The organism is Pseudomonas sp. B2021 (genome assembly GCF_018135665.1).
Classification (GTDB): Bacteria; Pseudomonadota; Gammaproteobacteria; order Pseudomonadales; family Pseudomonadaceae; genus Aquipseudomonas; species Aquipseudomonas lactis.
Genome location: NZ_SMOF01000001.1, coordinates 5,408,693 through 5,430,167, shown reverse-complemented (window position 1 = coordinate 5,430,167; position 21,475 = coordinate 5,408,693). Strand labels below are relative to the sequence as shown.

The window sequence follows — 21,475 nt, the reverse complement described above, 5'->3', positions numbered from 1 at the left end:
GGTTGGTTGGGCGTTGCGTTCAACATGGGCACAGATTAATGGGTGGGTGATGAGGGATAAATCGGGTGGGAGGAGTCTTACTGTCAACTTAAAGTGGACAATTGTCATGAGGAGCCATTAGGTGGGCTCAGTTTCTGGAGGCGGGGGATGTGAGGCGGGAAACCACCAGGCAGAAAGAGCTTAAGCCTGGGTAAGTGACTTTGTCGGGTTCCAGTTAAGTATCAAATCTTGCGTGCAGGCTATTTAAAGCCTGCACGCAAGATCTTCAAATACAACAGGCAGCCACCTGGGGTCTGAAGCTGCTGGACGTGAGCCGTTTAAGCGCAATATCAAGTGCTTGATCGTCAAACAACTTGTTTTTGCGAGCGGCAGCCGCGACACCGCCATCCCATCGTTTCAGGGCCTCACGCACAGCCGGAATAGTCGGGGCTACATCTTCCTGGGTCAGCAGCCAGTCGACTGTTGCTAATAACTCCATGCCGAAGGGAGACTCAAAGCCATCGATCAACTCGGCGGTGTGCTCCAGGGCCTGGGAATACTCCTTGGCCTCTGTCTTGAGATAGGTTTGTAGAAAGGCTTTGCGATCTTGGTCAAACCAGATCACGTCACTGTTTTCCGCATCGCTGATGCGCTTGTCACAATGTAGATAACTACCGTCCAGGTTGTTAAGCAGATGCTCTAGCCGATTGGCATACGGTCCGTACTTATGAGCAACGAACTTAAGATCCAGTGGGTTTTTGAGGCCTGGCCGCTTCTCAATTGCGCGCTCCAGGAACCAAGCTAGTTTCTGAATCTCAAGCAGGCTGCATTCCATACCTAACACCCAGTAGCGTCGAACCAGTTCCGCAATGAGCGCGCGAGCGGGTGTAAGTTTTTCTACACCGCTGCGTTTGGCAACATTCAGATACTGATTGGATGGCTCAAAAACCAACACATCGACATCCAGATCGCTCAAGACATCCACGATCTGTTCGCGAACGTCCGGCCATTTCAGACCACCGTTACCGGCCCCTAATGGAGGAACCGCGACTGATTTCACATGGTTTTCAATCAGAAAACGACGGAGGTCGTGCAGACCTTCGGTTATCCATGCCATCTGTGAGGGCGATCGCCAGTGACGTTTGGTCGGAAAGTTAACGATCCAGCTAGGACCGTCCAGTTCGTTGACCGCCGTTACGTGAACTTTTCCGGTCTCTACTTCGCCAGCCTTACAGGCTGCAGCGTACAAGCGATAGTTTTCTGCAAAACGCTCTTTGAACATCAGCGCGATGCCCTTGCCCATCACGCCCACGGTATTCACCGTGTTGACGAGGACTTCGGTGTTGGCTTCCAGAAGGTTGCCCTGGGTAAACCTGATCATTGGAAATACCATCCCGGACGCGCATGCACAGGCAACGTAAGGCCTCTAGCGGCGACGTCCTGCTCTATGCGTTCTTTCATCGCATCGGTGTAACACATGATGCCAAGGAGTCCTGTAATCGGTAAGTGGTGGTGAATCAGCGCTTCAGCCTGATAACGCTCCATTTTGCGAGGGTCGTCGGGGTCACGTTTGAAGTCACGCCGTTGAAGGATAGACCAATCTATCTCGTGGAGATTCGTCAGGTCGCTGTAATAGTCTGTCCAATCCGGGTACGCATGTGCATTTGTGAAGACGAACGGTAGGTCAAGCTCGGCGACGCGGTGGAGGCTGGAGACCAGAATCACGATCTCATCATTGTTGCGTTGCTGAACGCTCCAACCTGAGTGAATATTTTTCATCATCACAGAGAAGGGTGTGAAATAGAAGGGAACGTAGTCTGACAGAAAGCCTGCAGGAGCAATGGGCACACAGCGCGTGCGGCGTTTGTCGATTAAATCAACATTACCTATGTTCACATATTGCACAGCCTGCACCTCTGAGCTGGCGCAGTGCAGGCCGTTGTCCAGAATCCAAGGCAGATTGTCGCGATGAATGATGCGCCAGATCAGAGCTTTTTCAGGATTCAGGTTGTTATAAATCATCTAAGAAACATTCCCCGATTCACTCCGATTTGTACATTAACACCGGCCTCGCGCATTTTAGACTCACAGAGGGCTTCTACTTCGGCATTAGAAACAAAAACCTTGAAGAAATCGTTAGGGGAAACTACATCGGGCGAAAGGCACTCAGCCATACAGATGCTCTTGCACTGAGGGTCATGGTAGTCCCTGGCATTCATAACCTCCCAATTGATGGCCTCGAAGCCATCGGCATAATCGAGCAACTGAATGGCATCGTTAGCCAATGGATGGCGGGGAATGACCTTCCATTGCTTTCTAATTGCCACGTTTCGATGCACCGTAATCACAACAAATTGGGTGTCAGGCCTTCTGCGTTGAACGCTTCCATCGAATGGATTTGCGGCGAACCAGTGGAAAGGTACGTACTGCTCTAGTGCGAGACCTTGTCGTTTTTTCAGAATGTCGACATCAGCCACGTCTTCGAACGCCCTGAGCTGAGCTCGCGGTTGTAGCCCGTGCTGAAAAATACCGCTCAGGTTTTCTAGTGAAGTGAGGTGATAGAGAAGTTTTTGTTCCTTGATATCCGGCATATCGGTCTCCTTGACCTACGTATGAGCTGAAGTTGTTCCATCCTGCTCGCTCATCCGTTGGCAGGATGAGATCGATGATTCTATTGTGATATCAGTTTGGTTCGCAATGACGGTGCTTTTACGGAGGACTGCTGAAAATTATATTAATCAGTAGCTCTTCAACGTTCTCGAATTCGTTGTGCCAGCAGGTCCGATCCCTTTCATTTGCAGGACGTTTCCTAGAGAATCCCAACCGCTTGCGCCAGCGGAATGGGGTGACTAGGCTGCTGACCGTCACTGCTAATTCAGTGATCGGGTTTAGTCGCCCGGACCTCGCTAGGCGCACGCGCCATCCCAAAGACAGGTGTCTTCTCGCCTGCACTTTATGGTGGCTGTGCGCAGGGCACCCCTGGGTGCGCCGGTGCCTAGCGGCCGGTCGACTAACCTGCGTACAGCCGCCACCTCTGCTCGTTTAGTCGCGAAAGGACGGTGGTAGTCACTTACTGCTAGGAGTTTTGCTATGGATAACGTTCGTTCAGATACGCTGTCGTCACACTCGACCAACCCATTTACGGTCAATGAAGAACTGAGCTTCGAGGATGCCTGGGTGCAGGTGGCTGAGCTGCTGCATTGTGCGCTGGCTACGTCGCAGGTGATCGGCGAGTCAGTGGCTGCGCCACAGAGGGCGGTGATGCATTTGGTGGAGATGGCGAAGATGGTGGCGGATAGGGCTGTGGAGTGTTTGCAGCCTAAATGACGCGTATTGAAGGGTGGGTAGGATACCTGCCCGCTTTTGTTGACGATTCAATTGTCCAGCAGCTGTTGGGCAATTGAACTGCATTCTTACAGACATTAAAAAGCCGGCTTGTGGCCGGCTTCTCGGGGACTGCCTCAGCTTGTTTTTGACAAACCTCACCAGCCTTCAAATCGCTCAGCCCACATTGCGTCGGGCTGAATAGTAGGGGCATCCGCGGGAACTCCTCCGCTTCGCCGGCAGGGAATCAGCTAAAAGCGACCCCTGCCAAATGTGCGGCGCATGATACCCACATTCACTTCAGTTGCCCACCTCCGGTTCCGATTTAGAGCCTTCCCAGCCCAGCAGGTGTTCATCCAGGGGCACCGGTGGGCGACGGTTGTTGAGGGTGGACCACCAGAATACCCAGCCGACGATTTTGAAGCTTTGCTCGAAGCGTTCCTCGTGGTTGAGGTATTCGTCCGGGTGTTCGCTGGCGTTGTGGCTGCGCATGCGCAGGCCACCGCCAGGGCGGTTGTAGAGGTATTTGATGCGCAGCATGCCGTCATGTTCGACGGCGTAGATTTCGCCATCGATGATTTGGGTGCGGCCTCGGTCGATGGCGAGGGTGGCGCCTTGTTGGATAATGTCGATCATGCTGTTGTCGACCATGTAGGCGCCTATGGCGCGGTCGGGGTTGACGTTGAGGGTTTCCAGGCTGTGCAGGGAGACGCGGATGCGTTCGGTTGAGGTGAAGGTGGGGTGGAGGGGGATCTCCACGTCGGTTTTTTCCGGGCGGCAGGCGGGGCCTGTGAGGTATTTGCCGGTGTCTTCGCGGGCGGTTGCAATCCTTGCGGTGGGGCCTTCCAACAGGTAGTTGGCGGGCGGGTGTTTGGGGCCTTTGCCGTCGCTTAACCAGCGACTTGAGACGCACAGCAACTCTGCGATCTCGTTGAGTCGGCCCATGGGGACGCCGCGTTTGAACCAGTTGTTCACGTGCTGAGGCGTGACGCCGCGGTTCTTGGCGAAGTCGGAGGCGGAAAGATGAACTTCCCGTAGTAGCGCTTTTAAACGATCACCTGATGTATTCATAAACGCAGAGTTTACTGGCCGGAAAGTCTAATCAAATAAACCATGCGTTGATTTGCAGTTGTAGGATTTGGCTTAGTTGTGGCGGGATCTTTCAGGTGTGCAAGTTAGTTAAACGCTGCAAATAAACATTGAACTTGATGTTTAATCCGGCCCATAAAAAAGCCCCGAATTAACGGGGCTTTTTATTTGCCGTGGCAATGAGGCGCGGGTATCAGCCTTTGTAGGCGGCAACCGACTTCATGATCTCGGCGCGGGCAGCGTCTGCGTTGCCCCAACCGTCGATCTTCACCCATTTGCCTTTTTCGAGGTCTTTGTAGTTCTCGAAGAAGTGCTTGATCTGTTCCAGCAGCAGTGGCGGCAGGTCGGTGTATTCCTTCACGTCCACGTACAGCTGGGACAGCTTGTCGTGTGGCACTGCGATGACTTTGGCATCGCCGCCGCCGTCGTCGGTCATGTTCAGGATGCCAACTGGGCGCGCGCGGATGACCGAGCCTGGGGTGACCGGGTAAGGGGTCACCACCAGCACGTCGAGGGGGTCACCGTCGTCAGCCAGGGTGTTGGGGATAAAACCGTAGTTGGCCGGGTAGAACATCGGGGTGGCCATGAAACGGTCAACGAACAGGCAGTCGCTGTCTTTGTCGATTTCGTATTTGATCGGCGCGTGGTTGGCCGGAATTTCGATGGCGACGTAGATGTCGTTCGGCAGGTCTTTGCCAGCCGGAATCTTGCTGTAGCTCATTGGGCGTTGCCCCCGTTAGTTGGCCATATGACATGGCCGGATTGGCCTAAAAGTGGCGGCGATTATAGGCATATTCTGACGCCGATGCCATGCGCCAAGCGTCGTACGGTCATTCGCTCTGTGGCGAGTAGCGCGGGTCGCAGGCTTGCAGTTGGGCCAGGCGGGCCAGCGGATCCTGGCGATAAAAGCGGCTGAGTTGGGCGTACACCTCTGGATAGCTGTTGACCAGTAAATCCGGGGCGCTGAAGAAATACTCGCTGGTGACGGCAAAGAACTCCGCCGGGTTTTCCGCGGCGTAAGGGTCTATCTCGGTCTCGGCGTCCGGGTTGGCGTCCAGCTGGCGGTTGAGGTCATCGAAGGCGCCTTGCATGACGCTGGCCCAGTCCTGCACGCGCATGTCGTGGTGCAGGGGCGGCAGGCCGTTGGCGTCGCCGTTGAGCATGTCCAGCTTGTGCGCCAGTTCGTGGATGACCAGGTTGTAGCCTTCCCATTGGCCGCTGGCGAGCACGCCGGGCCAGGCGAGGATCACCGGGCCCTGTTGCCAGGCTTCGCCGCTGTGTTCGCCGTCCCACTCGTGTTCGACGCCGCTGGCATCGCGATGGCGTTGTGGGCTGAGGAAGTCGTCGGGGTACAGCACGATTTCATGGAAGCCCTGGTACCAGTCGAGGTCGCCCAGGTTCATCAGCGGCAGTTGCGCCTGGGCGGCGAGCAGCAGGCGTTGTTCCTGGTGCAGTTCGACGCCGGGCAGGGCGGTGAGGTGTTTTTCACTGAGGAACACCACGCAGGCTTCGCGCAACCACTGGTCTTGCTCCGGCGTGATGCCGTCGAGGAAGGTCAGGTGGTGGCGCACCCGTTGCCAGGTGTCATCGGCAATCGGGTGCTTGGCCAGCAGGCGCCGGCGACGCCAGGCGCTGAAGGACCACACGGGCAATCAGTGCGGGTTGGCTTCGGAGGACGTGCGGCCAAAGCGGCTGCGCACTACGCCAATAATCATCGGCACCAGGGACACCAGGATGATGAACACCACCAGCAGCGACAGGTTCTTCTTGATAAAAGGCACGTTGCCGAAGAAGTAACCCAAGGTCACCAGGCCGCCGACCCACAGGATGGTGCCCAGTACGCTGAAGCCAAAGAAGCGCGGGTACGGCATCTTGGCCACGCCCGCGACGAACGGCGCGAAGGTGCGCAGGATCGGCAGGAAGCGCGCCAGGGTCACGGTCTTGCCGCCGTGCTTGTCGTAGAAATCGTGGGTTTTTTGCAGGTAGTCGCGGCGGAAGATTTTCGAGTTCGGGTTGCTGAACAAGCGCTCGCCCGCCGTTCGTCCGATCACATAGTTGGTGCTGTCGCCGAGGATGGCCGCCAGCATCAGCAGGCCGGCCAGCAGGACTGGGTCCATACCGCCACCGGCCGCGACGGCACCGGCGATAAACAGCAAGGAGTCGCCCGGCAGGAAGGGCATGACCACCAGGCCGGTTTCGCAAAAAATCACCAGGAACAGAATGGCGTAGATCCACGGACCGTAATTGGTTACCAGCATGTCGAGGTAGACGTCGAGATGCAGGATAAGGTCGAGCGGGTTGAAATCCATGGATGGCACCTGTGTGAATAGCCCGGCTCAGCGGGCTTGTGCGGAGGCTCAGGCAATAAGGCTACAAGTAATTGTCGCGGTTCTTACAACCCTGAAAGGTCGGCATTATACGGATTGAGAGGTGAAAAGCGTGTGGCTTTTGTAGCGGGGAGTGTCGCGAAATTGTGAAGGGGTTGGGCTTCAAGCCAGTCGCCGGACCCAATGTGGGAGCTGGCTTGCCTGCGATAGCGGTGGGTCAGTATGAGAAATGCTCGCTGACACTCCGTCATCGCAGGCAAGCCAGCTCCCACAAGAGTATTGCGGTGTTTGGCTGACTGGTTTTCAGTCTTCGTTGATCGGCAACACGTAGTTTTTGAATTCGGTGTCTTCGCGAAATCCAATCGACTCGTAGGTCTTCTGCGCCACCTCGTTATCGCTGCTGGTCGATACCCGCAACCGCACCGCGTGGGTGTCCTTGGCCATTTTTTTGGCCGTGCGCATCAGGTTGTCCGCCACCAGTTGCCGGCGTGCGTCCTCGGCCACATAGATGTCGTTGAGGATCCACACCCGCTTGAGCGACAACGAAGAAAAGCTCGGGTACAACTGGCAAAACCCCAGCAGCCGCTTGTCATCATCGTCGGCCAGGGCCAGGTAAATCACCGATTCCTTGCGCCGCAGGCGCTTTTCCAAAAAGGCCCGTGACGAGTCCGGGAACGGCAAGGCCCCGTAGAACTCGCGGTATTTGACGAACAACGGGGTCAACAGGTCCAGGTGTTCCAGGGTCGCTTGAGTAATCCGCATGCCAGGCCTCAACTTCCAAATGGGTATGACCACACGAGCGGCCGTGACTCGATGCTGCCTAATGACGCCAAAAAGCGCAATCGTACCGCTATCGGTCATCTGCCGGGCTGAGCAGGAAATTGCCCTTCATCAGGTCCGGGTCGTCCGATTCGAGGGTCTGAACCTGTGCCTCATCCTTGAGATTGACCCCCGACAACTGCCGGCGACACGCCTCTCGCATCAAGTACAGCAGGCGATGGGCCGCCATGCCATAACTCAAGCCTTCCAGCCGCACGTTGGAGATGCAGTTGCGATAGGCATCGGTGAGGCCGACCTTGGGGTTGTAGGTGAAATACAGACCCAGGCTGTCCGGCGAGCTGAGCCCCGGCCGTTCGCCGATCAGGATCACCACCATCTTGGCGCCCAGTAGCTGCCCGATTTCATCGGCCACCGCCACGCGGCCTTGCTCCACCAGGATCACCGGTGACAAGGACCAGCCTTCGGCGTGGGTCTGTTCTTCCAGGCGCGCCAGAAACGGCGCTGTGTGTTTATGCACCGCCAGTGCCGACAGGCCATCGGCTACCACGATGGCCAAGTCCACACCACCAGGCTGGGCCGAAGCGTAGTCGCGAAGGGTTCGCGCTGACTCATCACTCAGGCGTCGCCCCAGGTCCGGGCGTTGCAAGTACATGTGCCGGTCCGTGGCGGCGCTGTGCAATAACAGGCTGTCTCGGCCACGTTCGGCCAGTTGGTGGCTGAGCCCGGCGTGATCGAACGGCAGGTGCACCGCGTCCCGCGCCTGGGCGTGGGCAAACTGGAAGTCCAGTTGGGCGCTGGTGGGAAGGCTGGTGCCGGTGCGGCCCAGGGCAATACGCGCCGGGGTGAGGCGGCGCAGTTCCAGCCACGGGTTGTCAGGCAATTCTGGTTGCACAGTCGGCTCCTTCATCCCAATTGCGCCAAGGCGTGGCGGAAGGCCGGTGGCAGGCTGTTGCCAAAATGCACCTTGCCATCAGCCTGCGTGAAGATGCCCATTTTCGCCAGCCACTGCTCGAACTCCGGCGCCGGTTTTAAACCCAGTGTTTGCCGAGCGTACAGGGCGTCGTGGAACGAGGTGGTCTGGTAGTTGAGCATGATGTCGTCGGAGCCGGGGATGCCCATGATGAAGTTGATGCCGGCCACGCCGAGCAGGGTCAGCAGGGTGTCCATGTCGTCTTGGTCGGCTTCGGCGTGGTTGGTGTAGCAGATGTCGCACCCCATGGGCACGCCGAGCAGCTTGCCGCAGAAGTGGTCTTCAAGGCCGGCGCGGATAATCTGCTTGCCGTTGTACAGGTACTCCGGGCCGATAAAGCCGACTACGGTGTTCACCAGAAACGGCTTGAAGTGCCGCGCCACGGCGTAGGCACGGGTTTCACAGGTTTGCTGGTCGACGCCAAAGTGCGCATTGGCCGACAAGGCGCTGCCCTGGCCGGTTTCGAAGTACATCAGGTTCTGGCCCAGGGTGCCGCGCTTGAGGCTCAAGCCCGCGTCATAACCTTCCTGCAGCACGTTGAGGTTGATCCCGAAACTGGCATTGGCCGCTTCGGTACCGGCAATCGACTGAAACACCAGGTCCAGGGGGACGCCGCGGTTGATCGCTTCGATGGAGGTGGTGACGTGGGTCAGCACGCAGGCCTGGGTGGGAATCTCATAGCGCTGGATAATCGCGTCGAGCATCTCCAGCATGGCGCAGATTGAGGCGATGCTGTCGGTGGCCGGGTTGATGCCGATCATGGCGTCGCCGTTGCCGTACAGCAGGCCGTCGAGAATGCTCGCGGCGATGCCAGCGGGTTCGTCGGTGGGGTGGTTGGGCTGCAAGCGCGTAGACAAGCGCCCGCGCAGGCCCAGGGTGCCGCGAAACTGGGTGACCACGCGGATCTTTTGCGCCACCAGCACCAGGTCTTGCACGCGCATGATCTTGGACACCGCCGCGGCCATTTCTGGTGTCAGCCCCGGCGCCAATGCGCGTAGGGCCTGTTCATCGGCCGCGTCGCTGAGCAGCCAGTCGCGCAGGCCGCCGACGGTGAGGTGGCTGACCGCTGCAAACGCCTGTTTATCGTGGGTGTCGATGATCAGCCGGGTGACTTCATCGCTTTCATAAGGAATCAATGCTTCCTGCAGGAAGTGCTTGAGCGGGATATTTGCCAGCGCCATCTGCGCCGCCACACGCTCACCGTCATTCTGCGCGGCGACACCGGCGAGGAAGTCCCCGGAGCGTGCGGGGCTGGCCTTGGCCATCACGTCCTTGAGGCTGTCGAAGCGGTAGGTTTGAGCACCTACCGCGTGGGAAAAGCTTGCCATACAGTGTCTCCTTGATGACGCGGGCCTGCTGCGGGCAAGGCGCCGCGTCGAGGTTTTCGGCAGTTAGTGCAGGGCGGCCTCTGCGGCCTGGATCGCCGCGAATTCCTCTTCCGGCGTGCCTGCTACCAAGTGATGCCGGCTGTAGAAAGCAAAGTAAGCAATTAATACTCCATAGATGATCGCCGCGCCAATCACCACGCGTGGGTCCACCAGAAAGCCCGCCACCACGGCCACGCAGGCCAGCACCAGCGCCACGCCCGAGGTGAAGATGCCACCGGGCGTGCGGTATGGCCGCTCCATTTTAGGGCGACGGATGCGCAGGGTGATGTGGGCGGCCATCATCAATACGTAGGAAATCGTGGCGCCAAACACCGCCACCAGGATCAGCAAGTCACCCTGGCCGGTCAGCGACAGGCCAAAGCCGATAATCCCGGGGATCACCAGCGCCAATACCGGCGCCTTGCTCTTGTTGGTCTCGGACAATTTGCGCGGCAGGTAACCGGCACGGGACAAGGCAAAGATCTGCCGCGAATAGGCGTAGATGATCGAGAAAAAGCTCGCGATCAAACCGGCCAGGCCGACCAGGTTGACGAAGCTGCCCATCCACGTGGAACCGCCGTAGGACAACGCCAAGGCTTCAACCAGTGGGTTGCCGGATTTGATCAGCGCATAAGTGCCCGCACCGCCCGGCGCGATCACCAGAATCAACAGGGCAAAACTGGTCAGCACCACAATCGCGCCAATCAGCCCACGCGGCAGGTCGCGCTTGGGGTTCTTGGTTTCTTCAGCGGCCAGCGGCACACCTTCCACCGCCAGGAAAAACCAGATGGCATAAGGGATCGCGGCCCACACGCCGACGTAGCCGAACGGCAGGAAGCTGCTGGCGCCCTTGGCCTCGGTCACGGGTATGTCGAGCAGATTGGCGACGTTGAAGTGCGGCACCATCGACACCAGGAACACGCCTAGGGCGATCGCGGCGACGGCGGTGATCACAAACATCAGCTTCAAGGCTTCACCCACACCAAAAATGTGGATGCCGATAAAGATGATGTAGAACGCCAGGTAGATCATCCAGCCGCCAATGCCGAATAGCGACTCGCAATAGGCGCCGATAAACACCGCGATGGCGGCGGGCGCGATGGCGTATTCGATAAGGATGGCAGTGCCGGTCAGGAACCCGCCCCAGGGGCCGAAAGCGCTGCGGGCAAAACCGTAGCCACCGCCAGCAGTAGGGATCATGGAAGACAATTCGGCCAGGGAAAAGCACATGCACAGGTACATGGTGGCCATCAGCAAAGTAGCGAGGAACATACCGCCCCAACCGCCCTGGGCCAGGCCGAAGTTCCAGCCGGCGTAGTCTCCGGAAATAACATAGGCGACGCCCAGGCCAACCAGTAATACCCAGCCGGCGGCGCCTTTTTTAAGTTCGCGTTGTTGAAAATAATCGGTACCGACTTTTTCGAAGTCGACAGAAGAACCAGTGGGTTCGCTAGGCATGGGAAGTACCTTCCATTCTTATTGTTTTTGACTCGGCGTCTGTGTGCCGAACGAGGTAGCAATTGCGTGTGATATCAAATGTGGGAGCAGGCTTGCCTGCGATAGCGGCCTGTCAGCTAGCCCTTATTTGGCTGAGACACCGCCTTCGCAGGCAAGCCAGCTCCCACACTTGATTGCGTTTCAAGTTGGGAACTGGTTGCTTGCTATAAGGCTGAGTTAGAAAAAGCCCAGCGGATTAATGTCGTAGCTCACCAGCAAGTTCTTGGTCTGCTGGTAGTGATCCAACATCATCTTGTGGGTCTCACGGCCCACGCCAGACTTCTTGTAACCGCCAAACGCAGCATGCGCCGGGTACAGGTGGTAGCAGTTGGTCCACACGCGGCCAGCCTTGATGGCCCGGCCCATGCGGTAGGCGCGGTTGATGTCGCGGGTCCACAGGCCTGCGCCCAGGCCGAACTCGGTGTCGTTGGCAATCGCCAGGGCTTCGGCTTCGTCCTTGAAGGTGGTGATACTCACCACCGGGCCGAAGATTTCTTCCTGGAACACACGCATATCGTTGGTGCCCTTGAGCAGGGTCGGCTGGATGTAATAACCGGTGGCCAGATCGCCCGTGAGCTTCTCGACCTTGCCGCCGGTGAGCAGTTGCGCGCCTTCACCCTTAGCGATTTCCAGGTAGGACAGGATCTTGTCGAACTGCTGTTCGGACGCCTGGGCGCCGACCATGGTGTCGGTGTCCAGCGGGTCGCCTCGCTTGATCGACTCGACCTTTTTCATCACCACTTTCATGAAGTCTTCGTAGATCGACTCTTCCACCAGTGCACGGGAAGGGCAGGTGCACACTTCGCCCTGGTTGAAGAACGCCAGCACCAGGCCTTCGGCGGCTTTTTCGATGAATGCAGGTTCCGCTTTCATGATGTCGGCGAAGAAGATGTTCGGCGACTTGCCGCCCAACTCTACCGTGGACGGAATGATGTTCTCGGCCGCCGCATGCATGATGTGCGAGCCCACAGGCGTTGAGCCGGTAAAGGCGATCTTGGCGATGCGCTTGCTGGTGGCGAGGGCTTCGCCGGCTTCCTTGCCAAAACCGTGCACCACGTTCAGCACGCCCGGTGGCAGCAGATCGCCGATCAGCTCCATCAGCACGCTGATGCCCAGCGGCGTTTGCTCGGCGGGCTTGAGCACTACGCAGTTACCGGCGGCCAGGGCTGGCGCGAGTTTCCACGCGGCCATCAGCAGCGGGAAGTTCCACGGGATGATCTGGCCGACCACGCCCAGCGGTTCGTGGAAGTGGTAGGCGGCGGTGAGTTCGTTGATTTCTGCGCTGCTGCCTTCCTGGGCGCGGATGCAGCCGGCGAAGTAACGGAAGTGGTCGGCGGCCAGGGGGATGTCGGCGTTGAGGGTTTCACGCACGGCCTTGCCGTTGTCCCAGGTTTCGGTGATGGCCAGCAGTTCGAGGTTTTGCTCGATGCGGTCGGCGATTTTCAGCAGCACCAGCGAGCGGTCCTGGGCTGAGGTTTTGCCCCAGGCATCGGCGGCTGCGTGAGCGGCGTCCAGCGCCTTGTCGATGTCTTTGGCGGTGGAGCGCGGGAAGTCGGCAATCGGCTTGCCGTTGACCGGCGAGGTATTGGAGAAGTAGTTGCCATCGACCGGCGCCACGAACTCGCCGCCGATGTAGTTGCCGTATTTGGCCTTGAACGAAACGATGGCGCCTTCAGTACCGGGGTGTGCATAACGCATGGTGGGCATCTCCTGCTTTTATGTTTATTGGAGTACAGCGCGGCAAGCGCGTTATAAAGCGTAGAGCAAAGGTTGGGCCACTGCTGTGCGGGCCAGCAAAATCAGGGGGTTGGGCTTTGTTGCAAGGCGTTCCCGTGACAGCGGTGGTACAGCCAGGGTGACAGTTTGTGCCATAAATGGTACAGCCTGTGACCGGTGGGTCGGGCCGGGATTGCAATGGCCGGATGGCTGGGGGATGCTGGGCGTTCTCACGCAGGGAGAATAATAAGAACATGCATAACGATCATTTCAGTCGCCATGCCCAGCAAGTCTTGACCGTCACCCGGGGCCAAGAGCTTTCCCAGGGGCCGGGCAGCGCCCCGTCCATCGCCCGCTCCTGGCTGCGCTGTGTGGAGGACTACCACCTCGACCCGGCGCTGACCATCGCGCCCACCGTGCTCGAACACGGGCGCCTGCTGGAAAGTCGCGAGCGCCTGCGCCAAGTGCTGCACATCGCCGGCAGCGAAATGAACAGCCTGCATCAACAGCTTTCCGGCGCCGGTCACGCGGTGCTGCTCACCGATGCGCGTGGGGTGATCCTCAACTGTGTCACCGCGCCGTCGGAGCGCAAGATCTTCGAGCGCGCTGGCTTATGGCTGGGCGCTGACTGGAGCGAAGCCTGCGAAGGCACCAACGGCATCGGCACCTGCCTGGTAGAACGGCAGTCGTTGACGATCCACCGTGACGAACACTTTCGCGGCCGCCATACCGGGCTGACCTGTTCGGCGAGCCCGGTGTTCGATCCTCATGGTGAATTGCTGGCGGTGCTGGATGTGTCTTCGGCCCGCGAAGCCGTGTCGCGCCAGAGCCAGTTCCACACCATGGCGTTGGTGAACCTGTCGGCCAAGATGATCGAAAGTTGCTACTTCCTGCGCCACTTCGAACACCACTGGCTGTTGCGTTTTCACCTGCAGGCCGAGTCGGTCGGGTTGTTCAGCGAAGGGCTATTGGCGTTTGATGGCGAAGGGCGCATTTGTGCGGTCAACCAGAGCGCCTTGAACCTGTTGGGGCAGTTGCGCGGCGGTTTGGTGGGCCAGCCGGTGGAAGCGTTTTTCGACTGTTCCCTGGACCAGTTGCTGGGGCGGGCCAGCGCCAATGCCACGGCCAGTTGGCCGCTGCGTACCCGCGATGGTCGCCCTCTATTTGCAGCGCTGCGAGGCCAGCCGCGCAGTGCGCCCGCCCCGTTCGTCAAGCCGCAGGCGCCACGGCCTTTGGGTATCTGCCTGGGCGACCCGACGTTGCAAAATGAGCTGCGCAAGGCCTCGCGAGTGTTCGAGCGCGACGTGCCATTGCTGATCAATGGCGAAACCGGCTGCGGTAAAGAGGCCTTCGCCAAGGCCGTTCATCAATCCAGCCAGCGGGGCGACAAGGCCTTTGTCGCACTGAACTGTGCGGCGATTCCAGAAAACCTGATCGAGAGCGAACTGTTTGGCTATCGCGCCGGCAGTTTCACCGGAGCCCTTAAAGAAGGCATGCGCGGCAAGCTGCAGCAGGCCGACGGCGGCACGCTGTTTCTCGACGAAATCGGCGACATGCCCCTGGCGCTGCAAACCCGCCTGTTAAGGGTGCTGGAAGACCGCCTGGTGGTGCCTATCGGTGGTGAACCCCAAGCTGTGAACGTGCGCATCATCAGCGCCACGCATCGCAATTTGCTGGAGCGTGTGGCCGATGGCAGCTTTCGCGAAGACCTGTATTACCGTTTGAACGGCTTGGAAGTGGCGCTGCCGCCGTTGCGCGAACGCACTGACAAGTCGCAACTGTTGGACTTCCTCCTGGCCCAAGAGGCGGGCACCGAGCAGGTGATGCTCGACGAGCCTGCGCGCCAAGCCTTGTTGGCATTCCATTGGCCGGGAAACCTGCGGCAGTTGCGTACGGTGTTGCGCACAGTCGTGGCGCTTTGTGAGGGCGGGCGAGTCGGGCTTGAGGACTTGCCGGCGTTGATTCGACAGGTGCGGCCCCAGGGGGAGAGGGGGGATGCGCCGTGCGCCTCGCCGCTGGAGAGCGCCGAGCGCCAGGCATTACTCAACGCGTTGGCGCAGCAGCGCTGGCATATGAGCCATGTGGCTGAACAGTTGGGCGTCAGTCGCAATACGCTGTACCGCAAGTTACGCAAACATGGGATTTCACGGGAGGTTATGCATTAGGGGCGCGACAGTTGTCGGAATAACTCAGTTATTGCGAACTACTTGTTTTTCGTCCCACGTGATTTAAGGTTTTTTATCGCTCTACGCACTCACGTCGTCCCGGAACGTGGCGCGTTGTTTTAAGCACTGATGGAATAAGGGCAGAGCATCACTTGCCCTTAAACACCGTTGTTTGAAACTTCTAGGGTGACAACACATGAATATTACAAGTCCAATAACGACTCCTGTGCCACAACTCCCTGTTCAACTTGATGTTACGCCCACGTCTGCACCGCAACCCTTAATGGCGGGCTGGGGCGAACCGATGCACCCCCTTGAGCCTGAGCCTGAGCCTGGCACGCAGCTGTCTGAGCCGCAGGCAGATCAAACGCCAAAGGTGCGCGTCAAGCGTGGAATCTTCGGCCGGATATTCGGGGGCGGGTCCCGGCACACGCCTCCCGTGTCGCCTACGCCGTCGCCCAGGGTACCGCCTGCCCCGGTCAGTCCCACGCCCACCCGGCCCCAAACCCCGGCGGGAGGGAAAAAACCGACGACAAACGAGGTCATCCCTGGCACCAGTGTGACCGCGGGCAGTTCAGGCCAGTCGACTGCCAGTAAGCTCAAGGACGCGCTGACCAAGGGGCCTCAGACACCCCCTGTCGGTGGGACCATCCCTTTGAAGCCGGCGGAATCGCCCAAGGTCAGTGTGGCCGATGTCACCCAGCGGCTGTTGGATGCCGACAGGCTGGTCAAGGCGGGCGTTATTTCTACATCGCCCTCTACCGGCAAGATGATTAAGGACGCGTTCATCAACGCAGGCATCAATGGCATGGTCAGCGCGCCGATCAATGTGGGCGCATATGCCGGGTCCGTGGCTGCGGGGGAAGCGATCAAGGGCCAATACGTACCGTCGCCAGTGGCGCCACCGCCACCGCATTTGCCTGGCGTTGTGCAGGCCGATCAGAAGCCAGCGCCGCCAGCCGTTACGCCATCCACACCCGATGAGCCTGCGCCTGGGGCCACACGCCATCTGGATCGCATAGAAAAAGTGATGGTGGAGTTTGCCAATCTCATCATCACGCTGGCGGGAAATACCGGAGACCGGCTTGTCATGGGCGACGACTGGCCCAAGGAGCGCGGCGCACGCATGAGTAACCTTGAGCAGTTACTGGACGTTTCAGAAACCCATATGAAACAACTGGCCGAGGACAACGAGCTGATTTTCAAACCTCACGTCGAGTCGCAAACGTCCCCTGGTACCGGTGGCCGCTTAGGCGCGATCGAGCGTCGGTACCACGCCTTGAAAAAAACCGCTGACCGAATCATGACCTTGAAAGGCGCTGAGCTTAACAACGCGGGCACCAAGGTTTAAGTCATCCCTTTTGCCCGCCGGATCCTACCGGCGGGCGTTTCGCCCTCAGCTAATGCGTGCGAACTTTCCCACCCTACGCTAACCTGCCTCGATGTTTACGAGGTCGACTATGCACATTCATATTCTGGGTATCTGCGGTACGTTCATGGGTTCGATGGCGGTTCTGGCCAAAGAGCTGGGCCATCACGTAACAGGCTCCGATGCCAATGTTTATCCACCCATGAGCACGCAGCTACAGGCGCAAGGGATTGAGCTGACCCAAGGTTACGACCCCGCGCAATTCGACCCGGTGCCGGACCTGGTCGTCATCGGCAACGCTATGTCGCGCGGCAACCCGGCGGTGGAATACGTACTGAACAATGGCTTGCCTTACGTCTCCGGCCCCCAGTGGCTGGCCGACCATGTGCTGCAAGGCCGTTGGGTCCTGGCAGTGGCGGGTACCCACGGCAAGACCACCACCAGCAGCATGCTGGCCTGGGTGCTGGAACATGCGGGCATGAGCCCGGGCTTCCTGATTGGCGGTGTGCCGCAGAACTTCTCGGTGTCGGCGCGCCTGGGTGAGACACCGTTTTTTGTGATCGAGGCCGATGAATACGACAGCGCCTTTTTTGACAAGCGCTCCAAGTTCGTCCACTACCGCCCGCGCACGGCGATCCTCAACAACCTTGAGTTTGATCACGCGGATATCTTCCCCGATCTGCCGGCGATTGAGCGGCAGTTCCATCACTTGGTGCGCACCATTCCCAGTGAAGGCCTGGTCATTCATCCCACCACCGAGCCTGCGTTGCAGCGTGTGATCGACATGGGCTGCTGGACCCCGGTGCAAACTACCGGCGCGGGTGGGCAGTGGCAGGCCAGGTTGCTCAGCGACGACGGTTCGCGGTTTGAAGTGCTGTTCGAAGGCCAGGCCCAAGGCATCGTCGACTGGGGCATGACTGGCCAGCACAACGTGGCCAACGCCTTGGTGAGCCTGGCTGCCGCTCGGCATGTCGGCGTGGTGCCGGCCATGGGCATCGCCGCCTTGAGCGCATTCAAGAGTGTGAAGCGGCGCATGGAGAAAGTCGCCGACGTGAAGGGGATTACCATTTACGACGACTTTGCCCACCACCCAACCGCAATTGCCACCACCCTGGATGGCCTGCGCAAGCGCGTGGGCGATGCGCAGATCATCGCCATCGTCGAACCGCGTTCCAACTCCATGAAGCTCGGCGCGCACCGTGATGGCCTGCCTGAAAGCGTCAACGATGCCGACCAGGTGGTGTGGTATGCACCGGCCAACCTTGGCTGGGATTTGCCCGCGACTGCTGCGCTGTGCACCGTACCCTCGACAGTCTGCGATTCGCTCGAAGGCATCATTGAGCAGGTGAAGTCCTTGGCCCAGCCCGGCACGCACGTGGTGGTCATGAGCAACGGCGGCTTCGGCGGCCTGCACGGCAAGCTGGCCGAGGCACTGAAATGAGCGGGCCGGAACGCATTACTCTGGCGATGACCGGCGCATCCGGTGCGCCCTATGGCCTGCGCCTGCTCGATTGCCTGGTGCGTGAAGACCGTGAGGTGCATTTTCTGATCTCCAAGGCGGCGCAGTTGGTGCTGGCGACCGAGACCGATGTCGCGCTGCCGTCCAAGGTGCAGACGATGCAGGCGTTCCTTACCGAGTACACCGGTGCGGCGGCGGGGCAGATCAAGGTCTACGGCAAAGAGGACTGGATGTCGCCGGTGGCTTCAGGCTCCGGTGCGCCGGCGGCGATGGTGGTGGTGCCATGTTCCACCGGCACCTTGTCGGCGATTGCCACGGGCGCCTGCAATAACCTGATCGAACGGGCGGCAGACGTGACCCTGAAGGAGCGCCGCCAATTGATCCTGGTGCCGCGCGAAGCGCCGTATTCGAGCATTCACCTGGAGCACATGCTCAAGTTGTCGAATATGGGCGTGACCATTCTGCCCGCGTCGCCTGGCTTCTATCACCAGCCGCAGACCATCGATGACCTGGTGGACTTTGTGGTGGCGCGCATTCTCAACCTGTTGAACATTCCCCAGGACATGCTGCCGCGTTGGGGTGAGCACCATCTGGGCGGCGATGAATAAAGCGCTGCTGCTGTTGATGGCGCTGCAACTTACCGGCTGCGCCACGGCGCGCACGCTGGATGCGGCGCAAGCGGGCGCACCGGTGGTGTATGCCGGCACGCGGCTGGATCTGTACGCGATCAATGGTGGCTGCTGCGCCAAGGACCGCTTTGGTGCCGAGGCCCCGAGCTATCCCCATCTCGACCTGCCGGCTAGTGCGTTGCTCGATACTTTGTTGTTGCCACTGTCGGTGTTGACGGTGCTGGGTGTGGGCTTCAACGCTACGGGCGGGCTGTAAGACAGTGGCTGCCTGGGTTGGATCGTTCCCACGCTCCGCGTGGGAATGCAGTCGGGGACGCTCCGCGTCCCAAGCATGACGCAGAGCGTCATAACCGGCGTTACCACGCAGAGCGTGGGAACGATCAGTACCAGACCTGCATCATTACTTGCCGAGCTTGCGCAACTCGTCCGACTCCACCACCCGCACGCCATCCTGTTCTTCCAGCGCCAGGCGCCACATGGCGCGGGCCAGTTCGCAGACTTCAATACCGTGGTACTTGCCCGGAATAAGCCGTGACAAAGGCCCGGCTAACTGCTCGGCCAGGCGCGGCTCCAGTCGTTCGCCCAGCAGCAGCGACGGACGTACGATGGTCAACTGCGGCCAGTCTTGCGCTCGGAGCGCCAGTTCCATTTCCCCCTTGACCCGGTTGTAGAACACCGAGGATTTCGGGTCGGCGCCAATTGCGCTGATCACGATCAGATGCCGCGCGCCCAGTTCCCGTGCGCGCTTGGCGAAAGCCACCACCATGTCCAGGTCGACCGCACGGAAGGCCGCTTCCGAGCCGGCCTTTTTGATCGTGGTGCCCAGGCAGCAGAAGGCAATATCCACGCGGCCGCTCAGTTGCGGCAGGAACACCGCCGGGTCGCCCACCGGGTTTTCCAGGCGTGGATGTTCAGCCAATGGTTTGCGGCTGGGTGCCAGCACGCGGGTCACGGTGGGTTCGTTGAGCAGGCGGTCGAGCAGGTGTTCGCCAGTGAGGCCGGAGGCCCCGGCCAGCAAGATATGCTGCGGTGTCAGGTACATGGTGTTTCCCCCTTGTTACACGTTACAGCTTAGTTGCCTTTGGCTTCCTTGCTATTCATTGAGACGCTTTCGAGCGCCTTTCGTGCCTGCTGTTTACGTAATAATTGCCAATGGGCGATCACGCCCTTAGGCGCCCAGATCTGCGGTTCGGAGGCTTCGAAATTGTCCGCCTGTTCGCGTTCGGCCACGTGCAGTTGTGCCAGTTTGAAGGCGTGTTGCAAATCGTCCGTTTGGTTGAAAGCTTGTGCGAAAAGGGCATCCCCGAAGTAGGTGAAGTCTGCTTCTTCCGAGCAGCCGAACGACACGCGGTCCGCGCGGGAGGCGGTCATGATCAGGGTGCGCTCATCTTTGAGTGCGGGTATGAAGCCGCCGGAGTAACACGCGGAGATCACGATGACCTTGTCACGGTTTTTCAGTGGTGCGAGCACAGCGGCCAGCTCATCGGCGGGCAGGTCGGCCAGTTCCATGCGCGGTTGGTCGAGCACCAGTTCATGCTCATGGGTGCCATGGCTGGTCATGTAAATGAACACCAGGTCTTCCGGCCCGGTCCGTTCGGCCAGGGTTTGTACCGAGCGGCGCAGGCTTTCGCGAGTGGCCAGGGGGCGGTCGGCGATGTGGTCGCGGTGGTTGACCAGGCGCACCTGTCCGCGAGCACCAAAGCGGGTGGCAAGCAGATTGCTGACGTAATCGGCCTCGCGCAAGAACACGCTTTGCTTGCCGTCGCCCGCCAGCACCAAGGAGTACAGCTCCACGGCCGGGGTGGACGCCGGTACGGCCGCCAGGGCGTCGTCGAGCAAGCGGCCTTGGGCCAGTATGCCGGTCTCCAACGGGTCGGGCAGCAGCTTGCCCTCGGCGTCGCGCACGCGCAGGCCGTTGACCCAGGTGCCGGACTGCACGGTGCCGTCGGTGAGGACGAGCGTGCCACGGCCTTGATAGTTGTCGCTGTCGAAGCCACCGATATAGAAACTGCCATCGGTGAGGTTCAGGCGCCCTTCGCCGGTAAAGCGCCAGTCACTGAACTGGCCGACATAGTGGCTGCCATCGACCCCGATCAATTCGCCTCTTCCGGTCAGCGCGCCTTCCTTGAACTGGCCGATCCACACATCGCCGTCGGCGTTCTCATAGCGGCCTTTGCCGTTGAGCTGGTTCTGCTTGAATTGGCCGACATAGATATCGCCCTCGGCGCTGTTGAAGGTGCCATTGCCTTCCAGTTGGCCATCGACAAAACGGCCGCTGAACTGGTTGTCACTGTCGTCATTGCGCTGGCCTTCGCCATTGGGCTTGCCGTGGGCGAACTGGCCCTGGTACTGGCTGCCGTCGGCCAACTCCAGGCGGCCGAGGCCTGAGTACTGGTCGTCCTGGAATTCGCCGCGATAGGTCATCTGCCCCTCTTTGAGGGTGCCTTCGCCGTTGCGTCGACCGTTTTTGAAGCCGCCCACGTAGCTGCTGCCCGAAGTGGTCAGGCTGCCCTGGCCATCAAACAGGCCCTGCTTGAATTCGCCTTTATAGACTTCGCCATTGCTGCCATGCCATTCGCCCTGGCCGTGCCACTGGCCTTTGTCGAACTGGCCGGCGTACCAGCTGCCATTGGGGTAGTCCACACGGCCTTGGCCTTGCAGCAAGCCGTTAACCACATCGCCACGGTAGCGGCCGCCATCGGGCAGGCGCGCATCGGGCGGCAACAGCGATTCGCCGTCTCCGCAAGCGGTGAGCAACAGGGCAAGGGCAAGGGGAGCGAGTGGGCGCATAGCGGGATCCGGAT

The 21,475-nt window shown here is 59.6% G+C and carries 21 protein-coding genes; 6 read left to right on the top strand and 15 right to left on the bottom strand.

Features of this window, described 5'->3' with window-relative positions; all coding sequences use genetic code 11:
• Window positions 1-265: 265 nt before the first annotated feature.
• Genes E1K68_RS24450 through E1K68_RS24440 form a run of 3 tightly spaced genes read right to left on the bottom strand, consistent with a single transcriptional unit; the run spans window position 266 to window position 2,570 of the window.
• Entirely contained in the window at window positions 266-1,360 is a 1,095-nt protein-coding gene (locus E1K68_RS24450) for a macro domain-containing protein (protein WP_192002561.1), read from the bottom strand.
• The gene (locus E1K68_RS24445; RefSeq protein WP_192002560.1) at window positions 1,357-2,001 is read right to left on the bottom strand and encodes a DUF4433 domain-containing protein; all 645 of its coding nucleotides are present in this window, start codon (window positions 1,999-2,001) and stop codon (window positions 1,357-1,359) included. Before E1K68_RS24445 ends, E1K68_RS24450 begins: the two co-directional genes overlap by 4 nt.
• Window positions 1,998-2,570, bottom strand: coding sequence for a DarT ssDNA thymidine ADP-ribosyltransferase family protein (locus tag E1K68_RS24440; RefSeq protein WP_192002559.1), 573 nt, complete (start codon window positions 2,568-2,570; stop codon window positions 1,998-2,000). Before E1K68_RS24440 ends, E1K68_RS24445 begins: the two co-directional genes overlap by 4 nt.
• Before the next feature lie 499 nt (window positions 2,571-3,069).
• On the opposite strand from E1K68_RS24440, the gene E1K68_RS24435 reads away from it, so the two are divergent.
• Window positions 3,070-3,306: a hypothetical protein gene (locus tag E1K68_RS24435; protein WP_192002558.1), complete on the top strand. Its 237-nt coding sequence runs from the start codon at window positions 3,070-3,072 to the stop codon at window positions 3,304-3,306.
• Between the two features lie 297 nt (window positions 3,307-3,603).
• Here E1K68_RS24435 and E1K68_RS24430 read toward each other — a convergent pair whose 3' ends face one another.
• From E1K68_RS24430 to E1K68_RS24390, 9 genes are all read right to left on the bottom strand, one after another.
• Window positions 3,604-4,374: a S24 family peptidase gene (locus E1K68_RS24430; RefSeq protein WP_003194525.1), complete on the bottom strand. Its 771-nt coding sequence runs from the start codon at window positions 4,372-4,374 to the stop codon at window positions 3,604-3,606.
• Window positions 4,375-4,585: 211 nt separating this feature from the next.
• Complete coding sequence (ppa, locus tag E1K68_RS24425; RefSeq protein ID WP_003176323.1) at window positions 4,586-5,113, bottom strand: inorganic diphosphatase; 528 nt, start codon at window positions 5,111-5,113, stop codon at window positions 4,586-4,588.
• 109 nt (window positions 5,114-5,222) lie between these two features.
• Window positions 5,223-6,038, bottom strand: coding sequence for a M90 family metallopeptidase (locus tag E1K68_RS24420; RefSeq protein ID WP_003194523.1), 816 nt, complete (start codon window positions 6,036-6,038; stop codon window positions 5,223-5,225).
• Between the two features lie 6 nt (window positions 6,039-6,044).
• On the bottom strand, window positions 6,045-6,701 hold the full coding sequence (locus E1K68_RS24415; protein ID WP_192002557.1) for a DedA family protein: 657 nt from the start codon (window positions 6,699-6,701) through the stop codon (window positions 6,045-6,047).
• Window positions 6,702-7,022: 321 nt separating this feature from the next.
• Window positions 7,023-7,481, bottom strand: a complete 459-nt coding sequence (locus E1K68_RS24410; RefSeq protein WP_003194520.1) for a GNAT family N-acetyltransferase — start codon at window positions 7,479-7,481, stop codon at window positions 7,023-7,025.
• A gap of 88 nt (window positions 7,482-7,569) precedes the next feature.
• Window positions 7,570-8,406 carry an ethanolamine ammonia-lyase subunit EutC gene (gene eutC / locus E1K68_RS24405; protein WP_094774256.1) on the bottom strand — a complete coding sequence of 279 codons (837 nt, stop codon included), beginning with the start codon at window positions 8,404-8,406 and terminating at the stop codon, window positions 7,570-7,572.
• On the bottom strand, window positions 8,403-9,797 hold the full coding sequence (locus E1K68_RS24400; RefSeq protein WP_003194516.1) for an ethanolamine ammonia-lyase subunit EutB: 1,395 nt from the start codon (window positions 9,795-9,797) through the stop codon (window positions 8,403-8,405). The genes eutC and E1K68_RS24400 overlap by 4 nt, the downstream gene beginning before the upstream one ends.
• Window positions 9,798-9,860: 63 nt before the next feature.
• A complete protein-coding gene (eat, locus tag E1K68_RS24395; RefSeq protein WP_003194515.1) occupies window positions 9,861-11,294 on the bottom strand; it encodes an ethanolamine permease in 1,434 nt (477 codons plus the stop codon).
• A gap of 216 nt (window positions 11,295-11,510) precedes the next feature.
• A complete protein-coding gene (locus E1K68_RS24390; protein WP_003194513.1) occupies window positions 11,511-13,031 on the bottom strand; it encodes an aldehyde dehydrogenase family protein in 1,521 nt (506 codons plus the stop codon).
• Window positions 13,032-13,303: 272 nt separating this feature from the next.
• On the opposite strand from E1K68_RS24390, the gene E1K68_RS24385 reads away from it, so the two are divergent.
• Window positions 13,304-15,214: a sigma-54-dependent Fis family transcriptional regulator gene (locus E1K68_RS24385; protein WP_212614765.1), complete on the top strand. Its 1,911-nt coding sequence runs from the start codon at window positions 13,304-13,306 to the stop codon at window positions 15,212-15,214.
• A 363-nt stretch (window positions 15,215-15,577) separates the two neighbouring features.
• Here the strand turns inward: E1K68_RS24385 and E1K68_RS27975 are convergent, their stop codons facing one another.
• A complete protein-coding gene (locus tag E1K68_RS27975; protein WP_122993380.1) occupies window positions 15,578-15,760 on the bottom strand; it encodes a hypothetical protein in 183 nt (60 codons plus the stop codon).
• 109 nt (window positions 15,761-15,869) lie between these two features.
• Here E1K68_RS27975 and E1K68_RS27970 point away from each other — a divergent pair, with 109 nt between their 5' ends.
• The 4 genes from E1K68_RS27970 to E1K68_RS24365 all read left to right on the top strand — a co-directional run bounded on the left by E1K68_RS27970 (window position 15,870) and on the right by E1K68_RS24365 (window position 18,927).
• Window positions 15,870-16,565: a hypothetical protein gene (locus tag E1K68_RS27970; RefSeq protein WP_032901146.1), complete on the top strand. Its 696-nt coding sequence runs from the start codon at window positions 15,870-15,872 to the stop codon at window positions 16,563-16,565.
• Between the two features lie 109 nt (window positions 16,566-16,674).
• On the top strand, window positions 16,675-18,024 hold the full coding sequence (mpl, locus tag E1K68_RS24375; RefSeq protein WP_212614764.1) for a UDP-N-acetylmuramate:L-alanyl-gamma-D-glutamyl-meso-diaminopimelate ligase: 1,350 nt from the start codon (window positions 16,675-16,677) through the stop codon (window positions 18,022-18,024).
• Entirely contained in the window at window positions 18,021-18,650 is a 630-nt protein-coding gene (gene ubiX, locus E1K68_RS24370) for a flavin prenyltransferase UbiX (protein ID WP_003194503.1), read from the top strand. Before mpl ends, ubiX begins: the two co-directional genes overlap by 4 nt.
• Window positions 18,643-18,927 (top strand): YceK/YidQ family lipoprotein, encoded by a 285-nt coding sequence (locus tag E1K68_RS24365; protein WP_120248839.1) that lies wholly within the window; start codon window positions 18,643-18,645, stop codon window positions 18,925-18,927. The genes ubiX and E1K68_RS24365 overlap by 8 nt, the downstream gene beginning before the upstream one ends.
• A 144-nt stretch (window positions 18,928-19,071) precedes the next feature.
• Here the strand turns inward: E1K68_RS24365 and E1K68_RS24360 are convergent, their stop codons facing one another.
• On the bottom strand, window positions 19,072-19,713 hold the full coding sequence (locus E1K68_RS24360; RefSeq protein ID WP_014720096.1) for an oxidoreductase: 642 nt from the start codon (window positions 19,711-19,713) through the stop codon (window positions 19,072-19,074).
• Window positions 19,714-19,742: 29 nt separating this feature from the next.
• Window positions 19,743-21,461: a C13 family peptidase gene (locus tag E1K68_RS24355; protein ID WP_212614763.1), complete on the bottom strand. Its 1,719-nt coding sequence runs from the start codon at window positions 21,459-21,461 to the stop codon at window positions 19,743-19,745.
• Window positions 21,462-21,475 lie beyond the last annotated feature (14 nt).